The organism is Lysinibacillus sp. NPDC096418 (genome assembly GCF_044762775.1).
Taxonomy (GTDB): Bacteria; Bacillota; Bacilli; order Bacillales_A; family Planococcaceae; genus Lysinibacillus.
This window is the reverse complement of the sequence record NZ_JBIWEY010000014.1, coordinates 62,941-82,724: the sequence shown is the minus strand read 5'-3', so window position 1 is coordinate 82,724 and position 19,784 is coordinate 62,941. Positions and strand designations below refer to the sequence as shown.

Here is a 19,784-nt window from a genome sequence, read left to right as displayed (position 1 = left end):
TTTAATATGCTGTTTATCGATGCGCCGTACAGTGGCTCTTTAAAGGTTGCCGGTATGCTTAAGAGCCCACTGGACAACCTCTATAAGTACAAAATAGTAATTGAACATTTATATAGTTAGGACATAATATGTCCTTTATAAAGAGGATTTACGAAAAAATATCGACAATATTCCGAATTTTTATGTAAAATATAAAGAAAGAGAGAAATGGGTCATTACCTAAATATTTACTTGTTTTAGAGTAAACCTCGATTGTAGGTAAGTGCATGGAACGAAAGGTAGAGGGCTCAAGGCTCACCTCTTGGGAAGTGCCTGTGGTGGAATATACGGGATCATTGCCAAGAGATGGGGTTGACATAATAAAGTGTTTGTTGGAGTGGGACCAGCGTGACTCCTTGGGGATTAATGTCACAGGTAAGATTCTGGCGAAACGGAAAATAACCACTAATTTTGGTGAAGAGTCAATATACTGTTGAGTGTAGATTATAGAGTAGAACTTGGGAAACGCTTCAAAGTTTATGAAGGGAGGTTTTTGTGACAATGCGAAAAGTAACTCAGCGAAATGATTATTTACTTGCTTCTATTTATAGATTAGGAAAGAACTCAAAAAACGGCTATGTAGTCTTCGATGCCAAGGCTAATTATAGTGTTTTAGATTGTAATAACTCTTTTTGTGAAATGACAAATTATTCAACGGAGCAGTTAAAAGGCATAGATTATTTTTCGTTGCTCTCTCAGGAAGCGCAAATTGCAGATGTTGAAATGATTAAAGAAAAAATTTGTAACGGTACAATGATTCACATGGAGTTATATCATGATAGCTATAACAGACCGCCTTTCTGGGCTGAAATACAAGTTCTCCCTTTTCAAAATGAGAAGTCGGAAACGGAATATGTATTACTACTCGTAAAAGATGTTACTTACTATCGTACTGAAGAGTTTATTATGCATCTTGAAAAAGCAATGTATGAAGCTATTGAAAAGGATAATTCTTTTGAAAAAAAAATGCATATAATTTGCAGTGCCTTAGATGATTTTTTTATGCAAAATGTTTCAAGTATGGTATTAACGAAGGAAGACACGAATCAATTACTAGCATTTAACGCGCATACTAAGGTTGGTAAGATTCAAATTTTTAATGAAAATAATAAATTTTACTCTACAGTTATGCAAGCGAATGATTTTATCATAGTAGAGGATTTAACAGTTGTAGACATACCCAAAGCACATAAGGAGTTTGCGGCATTGATGGGAAAACGCTCAGGGTGGTTTGTCCCGATTCGCAATCAGCAACAGCATTGTATTGGGTTATTTGCGATATTATATAATGCACATCCTAATAAGGGAGATTTTTTTGTAGGATTATTTCAAAAAATCGCTGCGCTTGTAGCATTGGCACATACTTACTCGAAGACACAAAAGCAAATTTTAGATTTGGCTTATACGGATCTTACAACAGGTTTGCCAAATCGACATAGTTTTTTAAATACGCTTGAGAAAGTTGAAAATCAAGGGCAAGAGGGTTTTATTTATATATTGAAGCCTAGTGAGTTTAATCAAATTGTTGAGTTATATGGGCGGGAAGCTGGAGATGAATTACTTCGTCAAGTTGCACGTCGATTTGTCGAAAATAAAAACGAGAAGAATGAATATATTGCACGCTTTACAAGTTCTAGTTTAATTATTTCGAGAATGGTCTCTCACGAAGATATGATGAATTATGGTGTGCATATAAAAGATTTAATTCAAAAGCCTTTTATCATAGGTGATAAGCAAATATACATTACGTTGAAAACGGGAATTGCACCATTTAATAAAGACATTAAAATTGCAGATGCCATTCGTTTTGCGGATAGTGCTTTATCATTTGCAAGTAAAAAACCAGGTACGCATACAGAAACGTTTACGAAAGAGCAAAATGAACAGTTAGAACAACAAATGACTGTATTAAATCATTTATCGTATGCACTGAAAAATAGAGAGATAACTGTGAATTTACAGCCGAAAGTAGATTTAAGAACAGGTGAAATTCAAAGTATTGAAGCGCTAGCTCGCTGGATATCACCAACTCTTGGCTTTGTCTCACCTGATGTATTTATTCCTGTAGCAGAGAATGCAGGAAAAGTGAGAGAAATAGATTTGCAAATACTAGAAATTGTTTTACAATGGCTTTCACAAAGAAAGCGTGCAGGTAAAGATTTAGTCAAGGTAGCTGTAAATATTTCACCAGATCATTTTTATCATCCAGGATTTATAAATACCATTGTGGAGTTACTGAGGAAATATGAGATAAATCCAACTTATATCATATTGGAGGTAACTGAAAATATCGGTCTAGTAGATTTCCAAACAGCACTTATGATTATTCGAGAATTAAATAACTATGGTTTTAAAACGTCGGTCGATGATTTTGGAATGGGCTTTTCTTCGCTAAGTTATTTGCAAAAGTTACCGTTTGAGGAGTTGAAAATTGATCGAAGCTTTATTAATGGGATTGAAGAGGCGGGGACATTAGCAATTGTTCGCTCGATCATTCAACTGGCCCTAAATCTAGGCATGACATCTGTGGCGGAAGGCATTGAATCAGAAGAGCAGGTGGAAATATTACGCACGCTTGGCTGTAAGGTTGGTCAAGGTTATTACTATTATAAACCTATGACCATTGAGCAACTTGATGGGATATTAGATGGGTAATACTATATGGAATTTTTGAAAAATTTACTCAATAAAGCAATCTACACATAAAAGGAAGTATCTCGAATTAATTTTTGAGACGCCTCCTTTTTTCTGTTATACTAGTTGAGATAAAAATGAAATCCGAACTGTTAGGAGAGAACCCCTTTGAGCAAAGTATATGTATTTGATCATCCATTAATCCAACACAAGTTAACTTATATTCGTGATAAGAATACAGGAACAAAAGAATTTCGTGAGTTAGTTGATGAAGTAGCAACATTAATGGCATTTGAAATAACACGCGACATGCCACTTGAAGAAATTGAAATTGAAACACCTGTTACAACAGCAAAAACAAAAGTACTTTCTGGTAAAAAACTTGCCATCGTTCCAATTTTACGTGCTGGTATCGGCATGGTTGACGGTGTATTAAAGTTAATTCCAGCTGCAAAAGTTGGTCATATTGGTCTTTACCGTGATCCGGCAACGTTAAAACCAGTAGAGTACTACGCAAAACTACCTGCAGATGTTGAAGAACGTGACTTCATTATTGTAGACCCAATGCTTGCAACGGGCGGTTCAGCTGTAGAAGCTATTAACTCTCTAAAAAAACGTGGTGCGAAAAATATTAAATTTATGTGCTTAATTGCTGCTCCAGAAGGCGTAAAAGTTATTCAAGATGAGCATCCAGACGTAGATATTTACATCGCTGCACTTGATGAAAAATTAGACGACCACGGCTATATCGTACCAGGTTTAGGCGATGCTGGAGATCGTTTATTCGGTACTAAATAAAAAAGTATAGAACGTTAGCGTTTTGCAACATAATAACCATTAGGAGCGTCCTTCTTTATAGAAGGGCGTTTCATAGTATATAAAAACTAAGGACGGTGCAAATTGTTTTGACAAATAAATGGAAAGTAATGACAATTTTCGGCACAAGACCAGAAGCTATTAAAATGGCGCCTCTTGTGCTAGAACTGCAAAAACATCCAGAACAAATTGAATCAATCGTAACAGTAACAGCTCAACATCGCCAAATGCTTGACCAGGTGTTAGAAACATTCAAAATCACACCTAACTATGATTTAAATATTATGAAAGACCGTCAAACTCTTATCGATGTGACAACAAATGCATTGCAAGGACTCGATAAAGTTATGAAAGAGGCAAAGCCTGATATCGTATTAGTACATGGTGATACAGCGACTACTTTCATTGCGAGTTTGGCTGCATTTTACAATCAAATTGCGATTGGTCACGTGGAAGCGGGTCTTCGTACATGGAATAAGTACTCGCCTTACCCTGAAGAAATGAATCGACAGTTAACAGGCGTTATGGCCGATCTTCACTTTGCGCCGACTGAAGTTTCAAAGAAAAACTTGCTAGATGAAAACAAAAATGCAGATACAATTTTTGTTACAGGTAATACGGCGATTGATGCACTTGCAACGACCGTAAGTGAGCATTACACACACCCAGTACTTGAGAAAATGGGTAGTGATCGCGTGATTTTATTAACAGCACATCGTCGTGAAAATTTAGGTGAGCCGATGCGACATATGTTCCGTGCCATTACACGTATTTTAGCTGAACATGATGATGTACAAGTGGTATACCCAGTACATATGAATCCAGCTGTCCGTGAGATTGCCAATGAAATTTTAGGAGATAATAAGCGTGTGCATTTGATCGAACCACTTGAAGTCTTCGATTTCCATAACTTCGCGGCAAATTCGTATATGATTTTAACAGATTCAGGAGGCGTGCAGGAGGAAGCACCGTCACTTGGTAAACCTGTACTTGTACTACGCGACACAACTGAACGTCCTGAAGGTATCGCGGCAGGTACTTTAAAGTTAGCGGGCACGGAAGAAGAAACAATCTATACACTTGCAAAACAGTTGCTAAATGATACAGAAGCGTACGATGCAATGGCGAAAGCCTCAAATCCTTATGGAGATGGACATGCATCTGAACGAATTGTTCGTGCATTGATAGATTTTTTACAAAAAAACGAGTAATATACCAATTAAAATACAATAAAATGAGTCAAATGTACTTTTTTAAAAAAGTGAAGCTAATTTACGAGCGATATAACGACGTAAGTTAGCTTTTTTTTGAAATGTGTCGAAAAAAGTTTAATAAATTTTAATATTTCATACACAAATTTGTCAAGAGTTTGACAAGGTAATAGTGGTTGTGAAGTTTTTCTATATTACTAATTGACTTCAAATATCACCTATTGTATGCTTACAAAGGGTAAGAATGACAAGGGTTTCTATTCGTTTATAGTACTCTTGAAACACTTGTTATATCAAGTTTCTACTAAATCGACAGTTGAAACTATATTTGTCGATTTGCAACGTTTTGTGCGTTTCGGTTTAATCCGATTAAGTAATAGTAGTAAGACTTTTCTTGGACTTTACTAATGTAACTTCGAGGTAACACTGCAATTACTTTTACGCTGTGAGTAGTTTGTTCACTGCTCTTTTCTGATTTCACAAAGTGGTCAGCAAACGTTTTCTTTACTCGAAAAAATAATTCAGGAGACTACAGACCAATGCTAGATTTGCATCACATTTTTGCTGTGCAGAAGAGAGCGTTATTTTTTTTGCTCGCACTTTGCGCATTAGGCTGGGGCTTTACGTCCTATCAAACTGTATTTGCAGGCATCGCAATAGGTGCATTTTTTGGTACGTATAATTTTTGGATTTTGGTTCGACGTTTGGACAAGTTTGATCGTTCCATTAGTGAAGGGAAGAAAATAGGCTCGCTTGGCACAATGCTTCGTTTTGGATCAGGTGTGGCGGCAGTCGCTATAGCCATCTCGTTGCCAAACTATTTTCACTTAATTAGCACGGTCATAGGGCTAATGATTCCGTACGTTTTTCTCTTTGTCGAGAGAATTGTATCTCATGTAAGGAACCACTAATGTGCATTATTAGAAAGAGAGGTGAAATATAACAATGAATCATGAAGCTCCATTAGCACATTTGGATTTAGGTTTTACAACGTTAACGTTTAACTTATCTACAGTTATGATGTTACTAGTTGCAGCAATCGTTGTATTCTTGATAGCTTTTATCTCAACTAGAAGCTTGAAACTAAAGCCAACTGGTATGCAAAACTTTATGGAATGGATTATGGATTTCGTAAAGAACATCATCAAAAGCAACATGGACTGGAAAACTGGTGGTCGATTCCACATATTAGGTATTACGCTTATTATGTTCATCGCCGTATCCAATCTATTAGGTCTTCCATTCTCAATCGTGTACAATCACGAACTATGGTGGAAATCACCTACAGCGGATCCAACCGTTACGATGACTCTAGCAGTAATGATTTTAGTATTAACACAGTACTATGGTATTAAAATGCGTGGCACTGGTCATTATGTTGGTACATTCTTCAAACCGATGTCATTCATGTTCCCATTAAAGATTGTTGAAGAGTTTGCAAACACTTTAACACTAGGTCTACGTCTTTACGGTAACATTTATGCGGGTGAGATTTTACTTGCATTACTTGCAGGTCTAGCATCATCTGGTGCTATTGGTTTCGTAGGTGCAATCGTTCCTATGATGGCATGGCAAGGTTTCTCTATCTTCATCGGCTTTATCCAAGCGTTCATCTTTACTATGTTAACAATGGTTTATATGTCTCACAAAGTGAGCGAAGACCATTAATATAAAGCATTTTAATAATGCTAAAAAAAAAACAAACATAATTCCAAGGAGGAAATTTTACAATGGGTTTATTAGCAGCAGCAATCGCAATCGGTCTAGGTGCACTTGGCGCGGGTATCGGTAACGGTCTTATCGTATCAAAAACAGTAGAAGGTATCGCTCGTCAACCAGAGGCTCGTGGCGTTCTTCAAACTACAATGTTCATCGGGGTAGCTTTAGTAGAAGCATTACCGATCATCGCAGTAGTAGTAGCTTTCATCGTAATGAACAAATAATTCAGTGCAAGCTGAGTTTTAGTTAGTGGCGAAGCTGATTCACCAGATGAAACTTCGCCCTTCATTTTGGACCAGGTAAAAGCTATGTGCAAATATAGCTTTTTAAAATAGGTAAGTTTTTTAGTAAGTACCACAAATTATTATGTTGAAGTCAAAGCTCTTGAAGGGAGTGAAACAATCGTGTTTTTGGATTATCTTGTATTAGGTGCAAGCGCAGGAGAAGCTACATTTAATAGCGGTGACATCATTGCTACATTAGTAATTTTCCTACTGTTAATGGCATTACTTAAAAAGTTCGCTTGGGGTCCACTTATGGGCATCATGCAACAACGTGAAGAATTAGTAGCTAGTGAAATCGAAGCAGCTGAAAAAGCTCGCAAAGATTCGCATCAATATTTAGAAGAACAAAAGAGCCTTCTTAAAGAAGCTCGTACTGAAGCACAATCGATTGTTGAAGGCGCTAAGAAACAAGGCGAATTGCAAAAAGAAGAAATTCTTACAGCAGCACGCAATGAAGCTAACCGCTTAAAAGAATCGGCTGTACGTGAAATCGAGAATGAAAAAGAGAAAGCTATTGCAGCAGTACGTGAAGAAGTCGTTTCATTATCTGTACTTGCAGCATCTAAAGTCCTTAGCAAAGAAATTTCTGAGGCGGACAACCGTGCTCTTATAGAAGAGACGATTGCGAAGGCAGGGGAAGCTCAATGAGTAATTCAACTGTAGCAAAACGTTACGCTCAAGCGTTATTTGAGTTAGCGCAAGAAAAAAACCTTCTTGCTGAAGTTGGAGCTGACTTAAAGGAGTTAACAAAAGTATTAGAAAGTTCTCCAGGGCTTCTTACACTTTTAGAAGCGCCAAAGTTCTCTATCGAACGCAAAAAACAAATAGTAGCAGAAATCTTTGCAGGTAGCACAGCTGAGTTTTTACACACAATTCAACTTCTTGTTGAGAAAAAACGTATTAATGAAGTGAAACACCTTGCAGAGGCGTATGTAGATCTTGCTGCAGAAGCTCAAGGCTCAGCAGAAGCTACTGTTTATTCAACACGTGCTCTTTCAGCTGAAGAAAGCGCAAGTATTTCAACAGCGTTTGCAAAGCGTGTGGGTAAACAATCATTAACAATTACAAACGAAATTGACCCATCATTACTTGGTGGTATTCGTATTCAAATCGGTAACCACATTTATGACAGCACTGTTGTAAGTAAACTTGAACGTCTAAAACGTGAATTAATCGGTTAATATCTTAGAAATGTGAGAGGTGACACTACATGGGCATCAAAGCTGAAGAAATCAGCATGCTGATCAAACAACAGATTGAAAATTACGAATCTGAGCTTAAAGTAAGCGAAGTTGGTACAGTTATCCGTATTGGTGACGGTATCGCTCTTGCTCATGGCCTCGACAACGCCATGGCTGGAGAGCTTTTAGAGTTCTCTAACGGTGTTATGGGGATGGCACAAAACTTAGAAGAAGGTAACGTAGGTATCGTTATTCTAGGTCCATTCGCAGACATCAAAGAAGGCGATGAAGTTCGTCGTACAGGTCGTATTATGGAAGTACCAGTTGGTGAAGAACTAATTGGCCGTGTTGTAAATCCACTTGGTCAACCAGTGGATGGACAAGGTCCTATCAACGCTAAAAAATCTCGTCCAATCGAAAGCCCAGCTTTCGGTGTAATGGCTCGTAAATCAGTACACGAACCATTACAAACAGGTATCAAAGCGATTGACGCTTTAGTACCAATCGGTCGTGGTCAACGTGAATTAATCATCGGTGACCGTCAAGTAGGTAAAACTTCTGTAGCGATCGATACAATCTTAAACCAAGCTGGCGAAAACATGATTTGTATCTATGTTGCTATCGGTCAAAAAGAATCAACTGTACGTAATGTAGTTGAAACTTTACGTAAACATGGCGCATTAGATTACACAATCGTTGTAACAGCAGCTGCATCTCAACCAGCTCCATTATTATACCTAGCACCATTTGCAGGTGTATCTATGGCAGAAGAATTCATGTTACAAGGTAAACACGTATTAATCGTGTATGATGATCTTTCTAAACAAGCATCAGCTTACCGTGAACTTTCACTTCTTCTTCGCCGTCCTCCAGGTCGTGAAGCTTACCCTGGTGACGTATTCTACTTACACAGCCGCTTACTTGAACGTGCTGCGAAGTTAAATGAAACGTATCAAAACGGTTCAATTACAGCTCTTCCATTCGTAGAGACACAAGCTGGGGATATCTCTGCATACATCCCAACTAACGTAATCTCAATTACTGATGGACAAATCTTCTTACAATCTGACTTATTCAACTCAGGTGTACGTCCAGCGATTAACGCCGGTCTTTCTGTATCACGTGTAGGTGGATCTGCTCAAATTAAAGCAATGAAAAAAGTTGCGGGTACACTACGTCTTGACTTAGCTGCATTCCGTGAGCTTGAATCATTCGCTCAATTCGGTTCAGATTTAGATAAAATTACACTTGCTAAACTTGAGCGTGGTAAACGTACGGTTGAAGTTCTTAAACAAGACCTTAACAAGCCACTTAAAGTTGAAAAACAAGTTGCTATCCTTTATGCATTAACTAAAGGTTATTTAGATGATATCCCAGTACAAGATATCGTTCGTTTTGAACGCGAATTCTTAAGCTGGTTAGATACAAACCACACAAACGTTTTAGATCACGTTCGTACTACTAAAGAGCTTGCATCAGACGCTGAGTATGAAGCAGCAATCAATGCCTTCAAAAAAACTTTCGCTAAATCTGAATAAGTTCGAAGTTAGTTGAATCTCGATTAAAAAACAAAAGGTGGTGAAATACCAGTGGTAAACTTACGCGAAATTAAAGGTCGTATTAATTCTACAAAGAGTACGAGACAAATTACGAAAGCGATGCAGATGGTTTCTTCTTCGAAACTACGTCGTGCAGAGCAAAATGCTAAAGCGTACGTTCCTTACATGGAAAAAATCCAGGACGTAGTTGGCGCTATCGCAGCAGGTACGAAAGACAGTGGACATCCAATGTTAACTGCTCGTCCTGTAAAGAAGACAGCTTACTTAGTCATTGGTTCTGACCGTGGTCTAGCAGGGGCTTATAACTCAAGCATCCTTCGCCAAGTACAACGTACAATTAACGAGCGTCATAAATCAAAAGACGAATACGTGATTTTAGCAGTAGGTCGTGTTGTTCGTGATTACTTTGTGAAACGTGATCATAATGTTGTTAGCAGTGTTGTTGCTCTACCTGACCAACCTACATTTGCTGATATTAAAGAAATCGCTCGTAATGCTGTTGGTATGTTCATTGATGGTACATATGATGAACTTTATATGTACTATAATCACTTCGTAAGTGCTATTCAAAGCGATGTGACAGAGAAAAAACTTCTTCCATTAACTGATATTGCACCTGCTAGCACAAATGCTTCTTATGAATTCGAGCCATCTGGTGAAGCAATTCTTGAAGTACTTCTTCCACAATATGCGGAAAGCTTAGTATACGGCGCAATCTTAGACGGAAAAGCAAGTGAACATGCTTCTCGTATGACGGCTATGAAAAATGCAACGGATAATGCATCTGATCTTATTTCGGACTTATCTTTGCAATACAACCGTGCACGTCAAGCGGCTATTACACAAGAAATTACAGAAATCGTTGGTGGAGCTGCAGCCTTAGAATAGGCTAAAGCTTCCCAATGTCGTATAAGAATACGATAGGAGGGTACACAGTAATGAATAAAGGACACGTTCAACAAGTAATGGGTCCAGTTGTTGACGTAAAATTCAGCAACGGCCAATTACCAGCAATCTATAACGCATTAACTGTTAAGATTGCACGTCCAAATGAAGAAGCAACAACTCTTACATTAGAAGTTGCACTTCATTTAGGTGATGATTCTGTTCGTACAATTGCAATGTCATCTACTGATGGCTTACAACGTGGAGCAGAAGTAACAGACTCAGGAAAAGCTATCTCAGTACCAGTTGGTGAAGCTACTTTAGGTCGCGTATTTAACGTACTAGGGGAAGTAATCGACTTAGGCGAAGAGATTCCTGTGGATGCTCGTCGTGATTCAATTCACCGAGAAGCTCCATCTTTCGATGAACTTTCAACTACAGTTGAAATCCTTGAAACAGGTATCAAAGTAGTAGACTTATTAGCACCATACATCAAAGGTGGTAAAATCGGTCTATTCGGTGGTGCCGGCGTAGGTAAAACTGTATTAATCCAAGAATTAATCAATAACATTGCACAAGAGCACTCAGGTATCTCTGTATTCGCTGGTGTAGGTGAGCGTACTCGTGAAGGGAACGACTTATTCTTCGAGATGAGCGATTCAGGCGTTATTAAGCAAACTGCAATGGTATTCGGTCAAATGAACGAGCCACCAGGCGCACGTATGCGTGTAGCTTTAACTGGTCTTACAATGGCGGAATACTTCCGTGATGAGCAAGGTGCAGACGTACTTTTATTCATCGACAATATCTTCCGTTTCACTCAAGCAGGTTCTGAGGTTTCTGCCCTATTAGGTCGTATGCCTTCTGCGGTAGGTTACCAACCAACACTTGCTACTGAAATGGGTAAATTACAAGAGCGTATCACATCTACTAACAAAGGTTCTGTAACTTCTATCCAAGCGATTTACGTACCAGCCGATGACTATACTGACCCGGCTCCAGCTACAACTTTCGCCCACTTAGATGCAACAACTAACCTTGAGCGTAAATTATCTGAAATGGGTATCTACCCTGCGGTTGACCCATTAGCTTCGACTTCTCGTGCATTATCACCTGAAATCGTAGGCGCAGAGCACTACGAAGTAGCTACTAGTGTACAACGTACAATCCAACGTTACCGTGAATTACAAGATATCATTGCTATCTTAGGTATGGATGAGTTATCTGATGACGATAAACAAACAGTAGAACGTGCTCGTCGTATTCAATTCTTCTTATCTCAAAACTTCCACGTTGCGGAACAATTCACTGGTCAAAAAGGTTCTTATGTACCTGTTAAAGAAACTGTTCGATCATTCAAGGAAATCCTTGATGGCAAATGGGATCACTTACCAGAAGATGCTTTCCGTCTAGTTGGATCAATTGACGAAGTAGTTGAAAAAGCGAAAAGCATGGGCGTAGAGGTTTAATACTAGGGACGAGGAGGAAAAAATATGAAGACAGTAACAGTCAATATTGTCACTCCCGACGGCCCGGTATACGATTCTGAAGTAACAATGGTTATCGCTAAAACAACTTCAGGTGAAATTGGTGTTCTTGCAGGCCATATTCCTATGGTGGCTCCACTTGCTATTGGTGCAGTGAAGCTTAAAAAAGCAGATGGTTCAACTGAACTTGTAGCTGTAAGTGGCGGTTTCATTGAAGTTCGTCCAGAGAAGATTTCAATCTTAGCTCCTTCTGCTGAAGCAGCTTCTGACATCAATCTTACTCGTGCAAAAGAGGCGTTAACACGCGCTGAAGGACGTATTCAAAAGAAACAAGATAACATTGATTTCCAACGTGCTGAGCTTGCTCTAAAACGTGCGTTGAATCGTATCAACGTTCATGAGGGTAATATCTAATTCAATTTTTAACGGGCAGATTCGATCTGCCCGTTTTTTAATGGATGAATCTAGGTTCTGTATTTTAAGCGAATTGATAGTATGGTTTAAATGATTATGAATCGAAATGGAGGAAATTACGTGGGAATTTATGAAGCAGTTGGGCAAGAAGCTTTAATTGGCATCTTCTCGCATCTATTTTTTATTGCTATTACTTTTTACGCTTTGCAAGCCTTCATGGTAGAGAAAATATTTAAGAAAAATAAAGTGTTTCAAATACAACTAATTTATCTATTGTTCAGTATTGTGATCGGCACTGGAGTATCGAATTTCTTCTTACAAATTTCAGGGTGGTCTGGGCAACTTCAGTACTTGTTTTAACTATGTATGTCATGATGAGAATGAAGTGTCAGCATAAATGTTATGTACGGAAAGTACAGTGAGCGGTTCAGCTACGAATTATGCTAACGCTTTTGTTGGCGGACGCAATTTTTTCGCGAAAGCGAAACCTTCTGCAACAGGCGTATTTGCTAAAAGTATTACATGTTTTCTAGGACTACATAGAATTGTGTGTGGCCCTATAAAGCACATAGTAATAGTCTGACATAAATAGTATGGAATTCTATTTTGATTGAGTTAGTGGGAGGAAATATAATAAATAATACATTTGCTCTTTTTATTCAATCGGTTACCAAAAACTAGGGATAACATTTACTTAAAAAGCATAGCAATAGTTAGACTGTATGTTGAGTGAAATGCAAGGATGGAAGCCCTCTGAAAAGTACTCAACTGGAATGAAAGACACCACAAATTATGGTTATAGGCCTTTTATTTGGACATTCACAAAAAAATGAGTACGTGCGTACAATAAATAAATAGCAAAATATCAAAAAATGACTTAAAATAGTGATTTGGGCGCTTGAACGAGCGTGCAAAAAGTTGTATTATATATTTGTTTGTTTACTAAAAATGACATTATACATCTTATGATAAATAAGATTTTCATAGGTTGAGAAATTGAATTCGGAGGGACGTACGTGGATAAAATTATTGTGACTGGCGGTCATAAGTTACACGGAACAGTACGTGTAGAAGGCGCTAAAAATGCAGTTTTACCGATCCTAGCAGCAGCATTGCTTGCTTCTAAAGGAGAGAATGTAATTAAAGAAGTCCCTAATCTAGCAGATGTCTATACAATAAATGAAGTGCTTAAAAGTTTAAATGCAGACGTAACATATATTCCAGAAGAGAATGAAGTATATATCGATGCAACAAAAGAACTTTCAAGTGAAGCACAGTTTGAATATGTGAGTAAGATGCGCGCATCTATTTTAGTGATGGGCTCGCTACTTGCACGTAATGGCTATGCGCGTGTAGCATTACCAGGTGGTTGTGCGATTGGTTCTCGTCCTATTGAATTACATTTAAAAGGTTTCGAGGCAATGGGGGCGAAAATCTCATTTGGACATGGCTATGTAGAAGCAATGGTAGCAGACCGCTTACAAGGGGCAAATGTATATTTAGATTTCCCGAGTGTAGGTGCTACTGAAAATATTATGACAGCTGCTGCACTAGCAAAAGGTACGACAATTATTGAAAATGCAGCGAAAGAGCCTGAGATTGTAGATCTTGCTAATTTTATAAATGGTATGGGTGGCCGTGTTATTGGTGCGGGTACGAATACGATTCGTATTGAAGGCGTTGACACATTGTATGGTACGGAGCATTACATTATTCCTGATCGTATTGAAGCTGGTACATTTATGGTGGCAGCTGCAATTACAAAGGGCGATGTTACGATTGAAAATGCAGTACCGGAGCATATGACAGCATTGATTGCTAAAATGCGTGAAATGGGCGTTGAAATTACGGAATTAGACGAAGGATTACGAGTAAGCGTATCTAAAACTTTAAAAGCTGTAGATATTAAAACAATGCCTCATCCGGGTTTCCCAACAGATATGCAATCTCAAATGATGGCATTATTGTTAACAGCTGAAGGCACTGGTATTATTACAGAAACTGTATTTGAAAATCGCTTTATGCATGTAGAAGAATTCAGACGTATGAATGCAAGTTCGAAAATTGAAGGACGTTCAGTCTTTATTGAAGGTCCAACAGAGCTACAAGGTGCCGAAGTTGCAGCGACAGATTTACGCGCAGCAGCAGCACTTATATTAGCAGGTCTTGTATCTGAAGGTGTTACACGTGTGACTAAGCTACATCATTTAGACCGTGGATACGTGGATTTCCATGGAAAGTTAGCGTCACTAGGTGCGGACATTGAACGTATTTCAACAGTTGAAATTACACCAGGGAAAACAATCCAAACAACTATTTAAATAGAAAGTTAATAGTGCCAAGCCATAAACCTCTACATAGTTATCTAGTAGAGGTTTTTATATATTCTTGATTACTGCACATATGTTGATGGAAAAAAGCATATTATTTCTTATGAAAAAATGGATTATGACAGTTGGCGTTTTTTGTTTGGTTGGTGCATTATATGCACTACCTGTGGCACTTGGTGAGAAACAAGGAGAAGAAATCCCTAAAAAGGATAAAGAGGATAATTGTGAGATAATGATTGAAGTAGAAGGTCAACCTGAAAAGATTCCACTTGAAACATACATTACGGGTGTTGTAGCAGCTGAAATGCCAGTTTCCTTTCATAAAGAGGCATTAAAGGCGCAGGCTATCGCTGCACGTACGTACGCACTAAAAACGACAAATTATGGGGAGAAGGCAATTGCTCCAACTGTAGCTAGGCAGGTTTATTATGATGAAACTCAGAGAAAAAGCAATTGGGATTCAGATTTCCTGGGAAATGAGAAGAAAATTGTCGAAGCTATAGAAGAAACGAAAGGACAAGTACTACTATATAATAATGAATTAATTACTGCTATGTTTCATTCAACAAGTAATGGAAAAACAGAAAGTGCTTACGGTTATAGTGGTAATGAATTAGCATATTTACAAAGTGTTGCGAGTATGTCTGATCAGATGTCGCCAAAATTTGCAGCCATGCAAGAATGGACATTAGACGAATGGAATGCCTTGTGGGATATAAAGTGGCAGCCTATTGATTTCAACCGCGTTAAACTCGCTTTAAATGCCTCTGGACGTGTTGAAAAGCTTCAATTAGGAAATAGAGTATGGGCAGGGCGTGAAGTTAGAACACTATTACAACTTCCTTCAACAGATTTTAAACTTACATTCGATATGAATACACAGAAAGTGCAAGTGCTAACAAAAGGTTATGGTCATGGAGTAGGGATGAGCCAATACGGCGCAGAAGCCATGGCGAGTGAAGGAAAGACGGCAAAAGAGATTTTACACTATTATTATCAACAAATAGAAATAAAAAAAATAGATGCATGTTTAAAATAATCACTAGTTGTTTACACTGCAACTAGAGGTGATGAAAATGAGAGAAGACAAAAATAGTCAACCTTCTCAAAAAGGACAATGGCAGAAGAAACCTTGGTTTTGGCCAGCTGTGTATGCTGGAGGCGCTGTAATGTTAGCAGCGATGTTATTTGGTTATAATGCACTCGTAACGAAAGTTGAAGTGGCACCGCAACCAGATGTAGCACAAGTAGAGCCAGGCCCAGTTGTGGAAACAAATGCACGCACAGAGTCGATGAAGTATCCATTTAAGGAAGAGAGTTTCGATAAAGTGCAAGTTTTACAAGAGTTTTATGAAGTAGACGCTGATTCGAAATCGCGAGAAAAGGCCCTTATGGTATTTAATCAATCATTTACGACATCTTCAGGTGTATCACTTGCGATGAATGGTGAAGAGTTTGAAGTTGTAGCTGCGATGAGTGGTAAAGTACTAGATGTAAAACTAGATGAGTTTACGGGCAACAAGATTATGTTAGAGCATCCAAATGGCATGCAAACACATTATAGCTCTGTGAAGGACATCTTAGTTAAAAAGGGTGATCAGATAACACAAGGACAACAGATTGCTACTTCAACAGACAACCAATGGAATCCGACTGCAGGCGTTCATATGCATTTTGAAGTGCTAGAAAATGGAGCCTATGTAAATCCTAAAAAATTATTAGCTTTTACACCTTCTGAATAGAGGGGAAATCTCGGCTGATATCAGCAAGACACCAAGGCGAATTCACTCGTAATATGCAATTTATGTTCTGAATAGCTTTATCCTTACATAAGGTGAAGAAATGCGCAGGCGAGCTTCAAATGCCCAAGCCATTTTGTGAAATTTTGTGGAAAGGACGAAGAACGTGCACGAGCACATTCGGAAGCGCTGCATTCGCCTCGGTGAATTATTGATTGAGACGCGTGAAACTGTGCGTGTCCTCGCGAAAATGACAGGTTATTCGAAAAGTACGGTTCACAAAGATCTGACAGAAAGATTACCAACAATTCACGAAGGATTAGCCGAGCAAGTAAAAGAAATTCTTGCCTACCACAAGGCCGTACGCCATATTCGTGGAGGAGAGGCAACGAAGAACAAATGGAAAGAAAGGGCGAGTCAAGAATGATTCGTTCTTTTTTTGCTTTTTTAAATACTTTTCGTCACTTTGGACACAATATAGGAAAAAGGGTTTATAACTTTATACATAGTAAGGATATTCATCGAAATTTAGGTGAAATTACCAGTCTCTTGTGATAAAATATTCTAGATAAATAGATAAAATCGAACGTTATGTAGTTGGAACTGGTGGAAGGAGAAATTTGAATGTTTTCAAAAGATATTGGCATTGACTTAGGAACTGCGAACGTATTAATCCACGTTAAAGGTAAAGGAATTGTCCTGAATGAACCATCTGTAGTGGCAATTGATAAAAAAACAAATAAAGTATTAGCTGTAGGGGAAGAGGCTCGTCAAATGGTAGGACGTACGCCCGGTAATATTACAGCAATACGCCCATTACGTGATGGGGTCATTGCTGATTTTGACGTAACAGAAGCAATGCTAAGCCACTTTATCAATAAATTAGATTTAAAGGGCTTTTTTTCGAAGCCACGTATTTTAATATGCTGTCCAACCAATATTACGAGTGTCGAGCAAAAGGCAATTCGTGAAGCGGCTGAAAAGTCTGGTGGTAAAAAAGTATACTTAGAGGAAGAACCAAAAGTAGCTGCCATTGGTGCAGGCATGGATATTTTCCAACCGAGTGGCAATATGGTCGTAGATATCGGTGGTGGTACAACGGATGTTGCAGTGCTATCAATGGGCGATATCGTCACAAGTGAGTCCATTAAAGTTGCTGGTGACGTGTTTGACAATGATATTTTACAATATATTAAAAAAGAATATAAATTACTTATTGGTGAGCGTACAGCGGAAGCGATAAAAATGACGATTGGTACTGTATTTAAGGGTGGCCGCAACGACTCTATGGACATTCGAGGCCGTGATATGGTAACAGGTCTACCACGTACAATTACGATTCATTCCGATGAAATTGAACATGCACTACATGAGTCGGTTGCAATGATTGTGCAATCTGCAAAAAATGTACTAGAAAAAACGCCACCAGAACTATCGGCAGATATTATTGATCGTGGTGTTATCATTACCGGTGGAGGCGCATTACTTCACGGTGTTGATCAATTACTTATTGAAGAGTTAAAGGTACCAGTATTTATAGCAGAGCACCCGATGGACTGTGTGGCAATTGGGACAGGCATTATGCTTGAAAATATTGATCGTGCACCTTCAGCTCTATAAGAAAAAAATAACGAGCCCGTCTAGCTTTGCCAATCTTTTTTCAGTTTGAGAGGTTGTGCCTTTGCCAAGACATCCGAAAAATAAGACGAGGTGATTCCTATGTTTAAAGGGTTTTATACAGTAGCAACAGGTATGATAGCTCAACAAAGAAGAACAGAATTACTATCAAATAACTTAGCAAATGCCAATACACCAGGATTTAAAGCAGATCAGTCTTCAATTCGTTCATTCCCGGATATGTTGATGTCTAGTGTTGGGAAAACAAATGCCCCTGCAAATCAACAATCTATGAATCCGGTTGGTGCGCTAAGTACAGGTGTTTATATGCAAGAAACATTGCCTAACTATGTGCAAGGTCAAATTTATAGCACTAATTTCACAACGGATATGGCATTAATTGATGGCTATTTACCGCAAAATGAAGATGGCGTAACGGGTTCTATTTTCTTCCGCTTAGAGCATCCAGAGGGCGGCGAAGCTTATTCACGTAACGGGAACTTTACGTTAGATGGTCAAGGTTATTTAGTGAATCCACAAGGGCTATACGTGTTATCAGATGCTGGCCAACGTATTCAGTTGCCAAATGATGATTTCCAATTAGATCAAGACGGTGCGATTTACGTGAATAATCAGCAGGTGGCGCGTGTGGGCGTATCGTATGCAGCGAATCCAAATGTATTACAAAAGCAGGATAATGGCTTACTTCGCACGCAGGATGGTGAGGATTTACCAAACGCTTACGGTGCAGCTGGTGTGAATTTTACACTACGTCAAAATTTCCTAGAAGGATCCAATGTAGATTCGTCACGTACGATGACAGATTTAATGACGGCATATCGTGCATTTGAGGCAAACCAAAAAGTCTTACAAGCATATGACCGTAGTATGGAAAAAGCTGTGAATGAGATCGGGAAAGTATAATAAGCGTTAGGGAGGCGTTTTCGAATGCTACGTACAATGATTACCGCAACAAATACAATGGGACAATTGCAAAGTAAGCTCGATACGATAAGTAATAATATTGCTAATAGTAATACACATGGCTATAAAACAAAGGAATCGACTTTTAATGAAATGCTATATCAGCAATTCAACAACGATAAATTAGATCCAGCACAGCGTCAAACGCCTGTTGGTATCCGTTATGGTGTCGGTGCTAAGCTTGGTCAAATTCAAACTAATCATACACAAGGGTCATTACAAAATACAGACCGTGGGCTTGATTTAGCTTTCAATAAACCAAAGCAATTCTTTAATATTTTAATGCCAAATGGTGAAAACGGTACACAAACGGTATATACACGTCAAGGCGATTTCTATGTATCTCCATTAAATAATGGTACAGTGATGGTCGTGAATGCAGATGGTTATCCAGTTGCAGATGCAACTGGACAAGCAATTACACTACCAGGAAATGTAACTGGATTTACTGTACGCGAAGGTGGTACATTAGAAGCAACATATGCGAATGGAGATATTATTCGTACAGATCTAGCAGTAACAGAGTTCCAAAAACCACAAGTGTTGGAGCATATTTCTGGTACATACGTAGGGTTACCGAATAATTTAGCAGAGCTTGGGTACACAGAAGCAGACGTACTGATAGATATGCAGGGAGCAAATCGTCAGCAAATTGGCTTGCAAAGTGGTATGCTTGAAATGTCTAACGTGGATTTATCGAAAGAGATGACAGATCTAATGCAAACACAGCGTTCTTATCAATTTAATGCAAGAGCTGTGACATTAGCAGACCAAATGTTAGGGCTAATCAATGGTATCCGATAGACTGTGCTCATTTTTTCATGCTAAAGTCTCCGTCGGATATCGCAGGCTTTGAATTGTGCTCGCACAATTCAAAATCTGGAC

At 38.6% G+C, this 19,784-nt stretch carries 20 protein-coding genes; all 20 read left to right on the top strand.

The genetic code is table 11. From position 1 onward, the window contains the following. Positions 1 to 540: 540 nt before the first annotated feature. The 20 genes from ACIQZG_RS12600 (at position 541) to ACIQZG_RS12505 (ending at position 19,703) form a co-directional block, all read left to right on the top strand. Complete coding sequence (locus tag ACIQZG_RS12600) at positions 541 to 2,694, top strand: EAL domain-containing protein (RefSeq protein ID WP_402755537.1); 2,154 nt, start codon at positions 541 to 543, stop codon at positions 2,692 to 2,694. Between the two features lie 147 nt (positions 2,695 to 2,841). Next, positions 2,842 to 3,471 (top strand): uracil phosphoribosyltransferase, encoded by a 630-nt coding sequence (gene upp, locus ACIQZG_RS12595; RefSeq protein ID WP_402755536.1) that lies wholly within the window; start codon positions 2,842 to 2,844, stop codon positions 3,469 to 3,471. Between the two features lie 107 nt (positions 3,472 to 3,578). Beyond that, on the top strand, positions 3,579 to 4,700 hold the full coding sequence (gene wecB, locus ACIQZG_RS12590) for a non-hydrolyzing UDP-N-acetylglucosamine 2-epimerase (RefSeq protein WP_402755535.1): 1,122 nt from the start codon (positions 3,579 to 3,581) through the stop codon (positions 4,698 to 4,700). A 539-nt stretch (positions 4,701 to 5,239) separates the two neighbouring features. Beyond that, entirely contained in the window at positions 5,240 to 5,611 is a 372-nt protein-coding gene (locus ACIQZG_RS12585; protein WP_402755534.1) for an ATP synthase subunit I, read from the top strand. A 34-nt stretch (positions 5,612 to 5,645) separates the two neighbouring features. After that, the gene (gene atpB, locus ACIQZG_RS12580) at positions 5,646 to 6,368 is read left to right on the top strand and encodes a F0F1 ATP synthase subunit A (RefSeq protein ID WP_402755533.1); all 723 of its coding nucleotides are present in this window, start codon (positions 5,646 to 5,648) and stop codon (positions 6,366 to 6,368) included. Positions 6,369 to 6,430: 62 nt separating this feature from the next. Next, complete coding sequence (gene atpE / locus ACIQZG_RS12575) at positions 6,431 to 6,643, top strand: F0F1 ATP synthase subunit C (RefSeq protein WP_010857993.1); 213 nt, start codon at positions 6,431 to 6,433, stop codon at positions 6,641 to 6,643. A 180-nt stretch (positions 6,644 to 6,823) separates the two neighbouring features. Next, positions 6,824 to 7,351, top strand: coding sequence for a F0F1 ATP synthase subunit B (gene atpF, locus ACIQZG_RS12570; protein WP_402755532.1), 528 nt, complete (start codon positions 6,824 to 6,826; stop codon positions 7,349 to 7,351). Further along, entirely contained in the window at positions 7,348 to 7,884 is a 537-nt protein-coding gene (locus ACIQZG_RS12565; protein ID WP_402755531.1) for a F0F1 ATP synthase subunit delta, read from the top strand. The genes atpF and ACIQZG_RS12565 overlap by 4 nt, the downstream gene beginning before the upstream one ends. Positions 7,885 to 7,913: 29 nt before the next feature. Continuing rightward, entirely contained in the window at positions 7,914 to 9,422 is a 1,509-nt protein-coding gene (gene atpA / locus ACIQZG_RS12560; protein WP_402755530.1) for a F0F1 ATP synthase subunit alpha, read from the top strand. A gap of 51 nt (positions 9,423 to 9,473) precedes the next feature. Beyond that, positions 9,474 to 10,331 carry an ATP synthase F1 subunit gamma gene (gene atpG, locus ACIQZG_RS12555; protein WP_402755529.1) on the top strand — a complete coding sequence of 286 codons (858 nt, stop codon included), beginning with the start codon at positions 9,474 to 9,476 and terminating at the stop codon, positions 10,329 to 10,331. 50 nt (positions 10,332 to 10,381) lie between these two features. After that, a complete protein-coding gene (atpD, locus tag ACIQZG_RS12550; protein WP_402755528.1) occupies positions 10,382 to 11,797 on the top strand; it encodes a F0F1 ATP synthase subunit beta in 1,416 nt (471 codons plus the stop codon). 24 nt (positions 11,798 to 11,821) lie between these two features. Next, on the top strand, positions 11,822 to 12,229 hold the full coding sequence (locus ACIQZG_RS12545) for a F0F1 ATP synthase subunit epsilon (protein WP_402755527.1): 408 nt from the start codon (positions 11,822 to 11,824) through the stop codon (positions 12,227 to 12,229). 120 nt (positions 12,230 to 12,349) lie between these two features. Next, positions 12,350 to 12,589, top strand: a complete 240-nt coding sequence (locus ACIQZG_RS12540) for a DUF1146 family protein (protein ID WP_402755526.1) — start codon at positions 12,350 to 12,352, stop codon at positions 12,587 to 12,589. Between the two features lie 656 nt (positions 12,590 to 13,245). Further along, on the top strand, positions 13,246 to 14,550 hold the full coding sequence (gene murA, locus ACIQZG_RS12535) for a UDP-N-acetylglucosamine 1-carboxyvinyltransferase (protein ID WP_402755525.1): 1,305 nt from the start codon (positions 13,246 to 13,248) through the stop codon (positions 14,548 to 14,550). Between the two features lie 112 nt (positions 14,551 to 14,662). Continuing rightward, positions 14,663 to 15,598 (top strand): stage II sporulation protein D, encoded by a 936-nt coding sequence (gene spoIID, locus ACIQZG_RS12530; protein ID WP_402755524.1) that lies wholly within the window; start codon positions 14,663 to 14,665, stop codon positions 15,596 to 15,598. Between the two features lie 37 nt (positions 15,599 to 15,635). Then, positions 15,636 to 16,301: a peptidoglycan DD-metalloendopeptidase family protein gene (locus ACIQZG_RS12525; protein ID WP_402755523.1), complete on the top strand. Its 666-nt coding sequence runs from the start codon at positions 15,636 to 15,638 to the stop codon at positions 16,299 to 16,301. 163 nt (positions 16,302 to 16,464) lie between these two features. After that, positions 16,465 to 16,725, top strand: a complete 261-nt coding sequence (locus ACIQZG_RS12520; protein ID WP_010858004.1) for a sporulation transcriptional regulator SpoIIID — start codon at positions 16,465 to 16,467, stop codon at positions 16,723 to 16,725. Positions 16,726 to 16,922: 197 nt separating this feature from the next. Continuing rightward, positions 16,923 to 17,918 carry a rod shape-determining protein gene (gene mreB / locus ACIQZG_RS12515; protein ID WP_402755522.1) on the top strand — a complete coding sequence of 332 codons (996 nt, stop codon included), beginning with the start codon at positions 16,923 to 16,925 and terminating at the stop codon, positions 17,916 to 17,918. 99 nt (positions 17,919 to 18,017) lie between these two features. Then, on the top strand, positions 18,018 to 18,839 hold the full coding sequence (locus ACIQZG_RS12510; RefSeq protein ID WP_402755521.1) for a flagellar hook-basal body protein: 822 nt from the start codon (positions 18,018 to 18,020) through the stop codon (positions 18,837 to 18,839). A gap of 24 nt (positions 18,840 to 18,863) precedes the next feature. Further along, positions 18,864 to 19,703 carry a flagellar hook-basal body protein gene (locus tag ACIQZG_RS12505; protein WP_402755520.1) on the top strand — a complete coding sequence of 280 codons (840 nt, stop codon included), beginning with the start codon at positions 18,864 to 18,866 and terminating at the stop codon, positions 19,701 to 19,703. Positions 19,704 to 19,784: the final 81 nt, after the last annotated feature.

What these genes read in the sequence shown, in the direction of transcription:
- ACIQZG_RS12600 (WP_402755537.1), top strand. Translation starts at nt 541, where the DNA reads ATGCGAAAAGTAACTCAGCGAAATGATTATTTACTTGCTTCTATTTAT.
- ACIQZG_RS12585 (WP_402755534.1), top strand. Translation starts at nt 5,240, where the DNA reads ATGCTAGATTTGCATCACATTTTTGCTGTGCAGAAGAGAGCGTTATTT.
- atpB (WP_402755533.1), top strand. Translation starts at nt 5,646, where the DNA reads ATGAATCATGAAGCTCCATTAGCACATTTGGATTTAGGTTTTACAACG.
- atpE (WP_010857993.1), top strand. Translation starts at nt 6,431, where the DNA reads ATGGGTTTATTAGCAGCAGCAATCGCAATCGGTCTAGGTGCACTTGGC.
- ACIQZG_RS12565 (WP_402755531.1), top strand. Translation starts at nt 7,348, where the DNA reads ATGAGTAATTCAACTGTAGCAAAACGTTACGCTCAAGCGTTATTTGAG.
- atpA (WP_402755530.1), top strand. Translation starts at nt 7,914, where the DNA reads ATGGGCATCAAAGCTGAAGAAATCAGCATGCTGATCAAACAACAGATT.
- atpD (WP_402755528.1), top strand. Translation starts at nt 10,382, where the DNA reads ATGAATAAAGGACACGTTCAACAAGTAATGGGTCCAGTTGTTGACGTA.
- ACIQZG_RS12545 (WP_402755527.1), top strand. Translation starts at nt 11,822, where the DNA reads ATGAAGACAGTAACAGTCAATATTGTCACTCCCGACGGCCCGGTATAC.
- spoIID (WP_402755524.1), top strand. Translation starts at nt 14,663, where the DNA reads ATGAAAAAATGGATTATGACAGTTGGCGTTTTTTGTTTGGTTGGTGCA.
- ACIQZG_RS12525 (WP_402755523.1), top strand. Translation starts at nt 15,636, where the DNA reads ATGAGAGAAGACAAAAATAGTCAACCTTCTCAAAAAGGACAATGGCAG.
- mreB (WP_402755522.1), top strand. Translation starts at nt 16,923, where the DNA reads ATGTTTTCAAAAGATATTGGCATTGACTTAGGAACTGCGAACGTATTA.
- ACIQZG_RS12510 (WP_402755521.1), top strand. Translation starts at nt 18,018, where the DNA reads ATGTTTAAAGGGTTTTATACAGTAGCAACAGGTATGATAGCTCAACAA.
- ACIQZG_RS12505 (WP_402755520.1), top strand. Translation starts at nt 18,864, where the DNA reads ATGCTACGTACAATGATTACCGCAACAAATACAATGGGACAATTGCAA.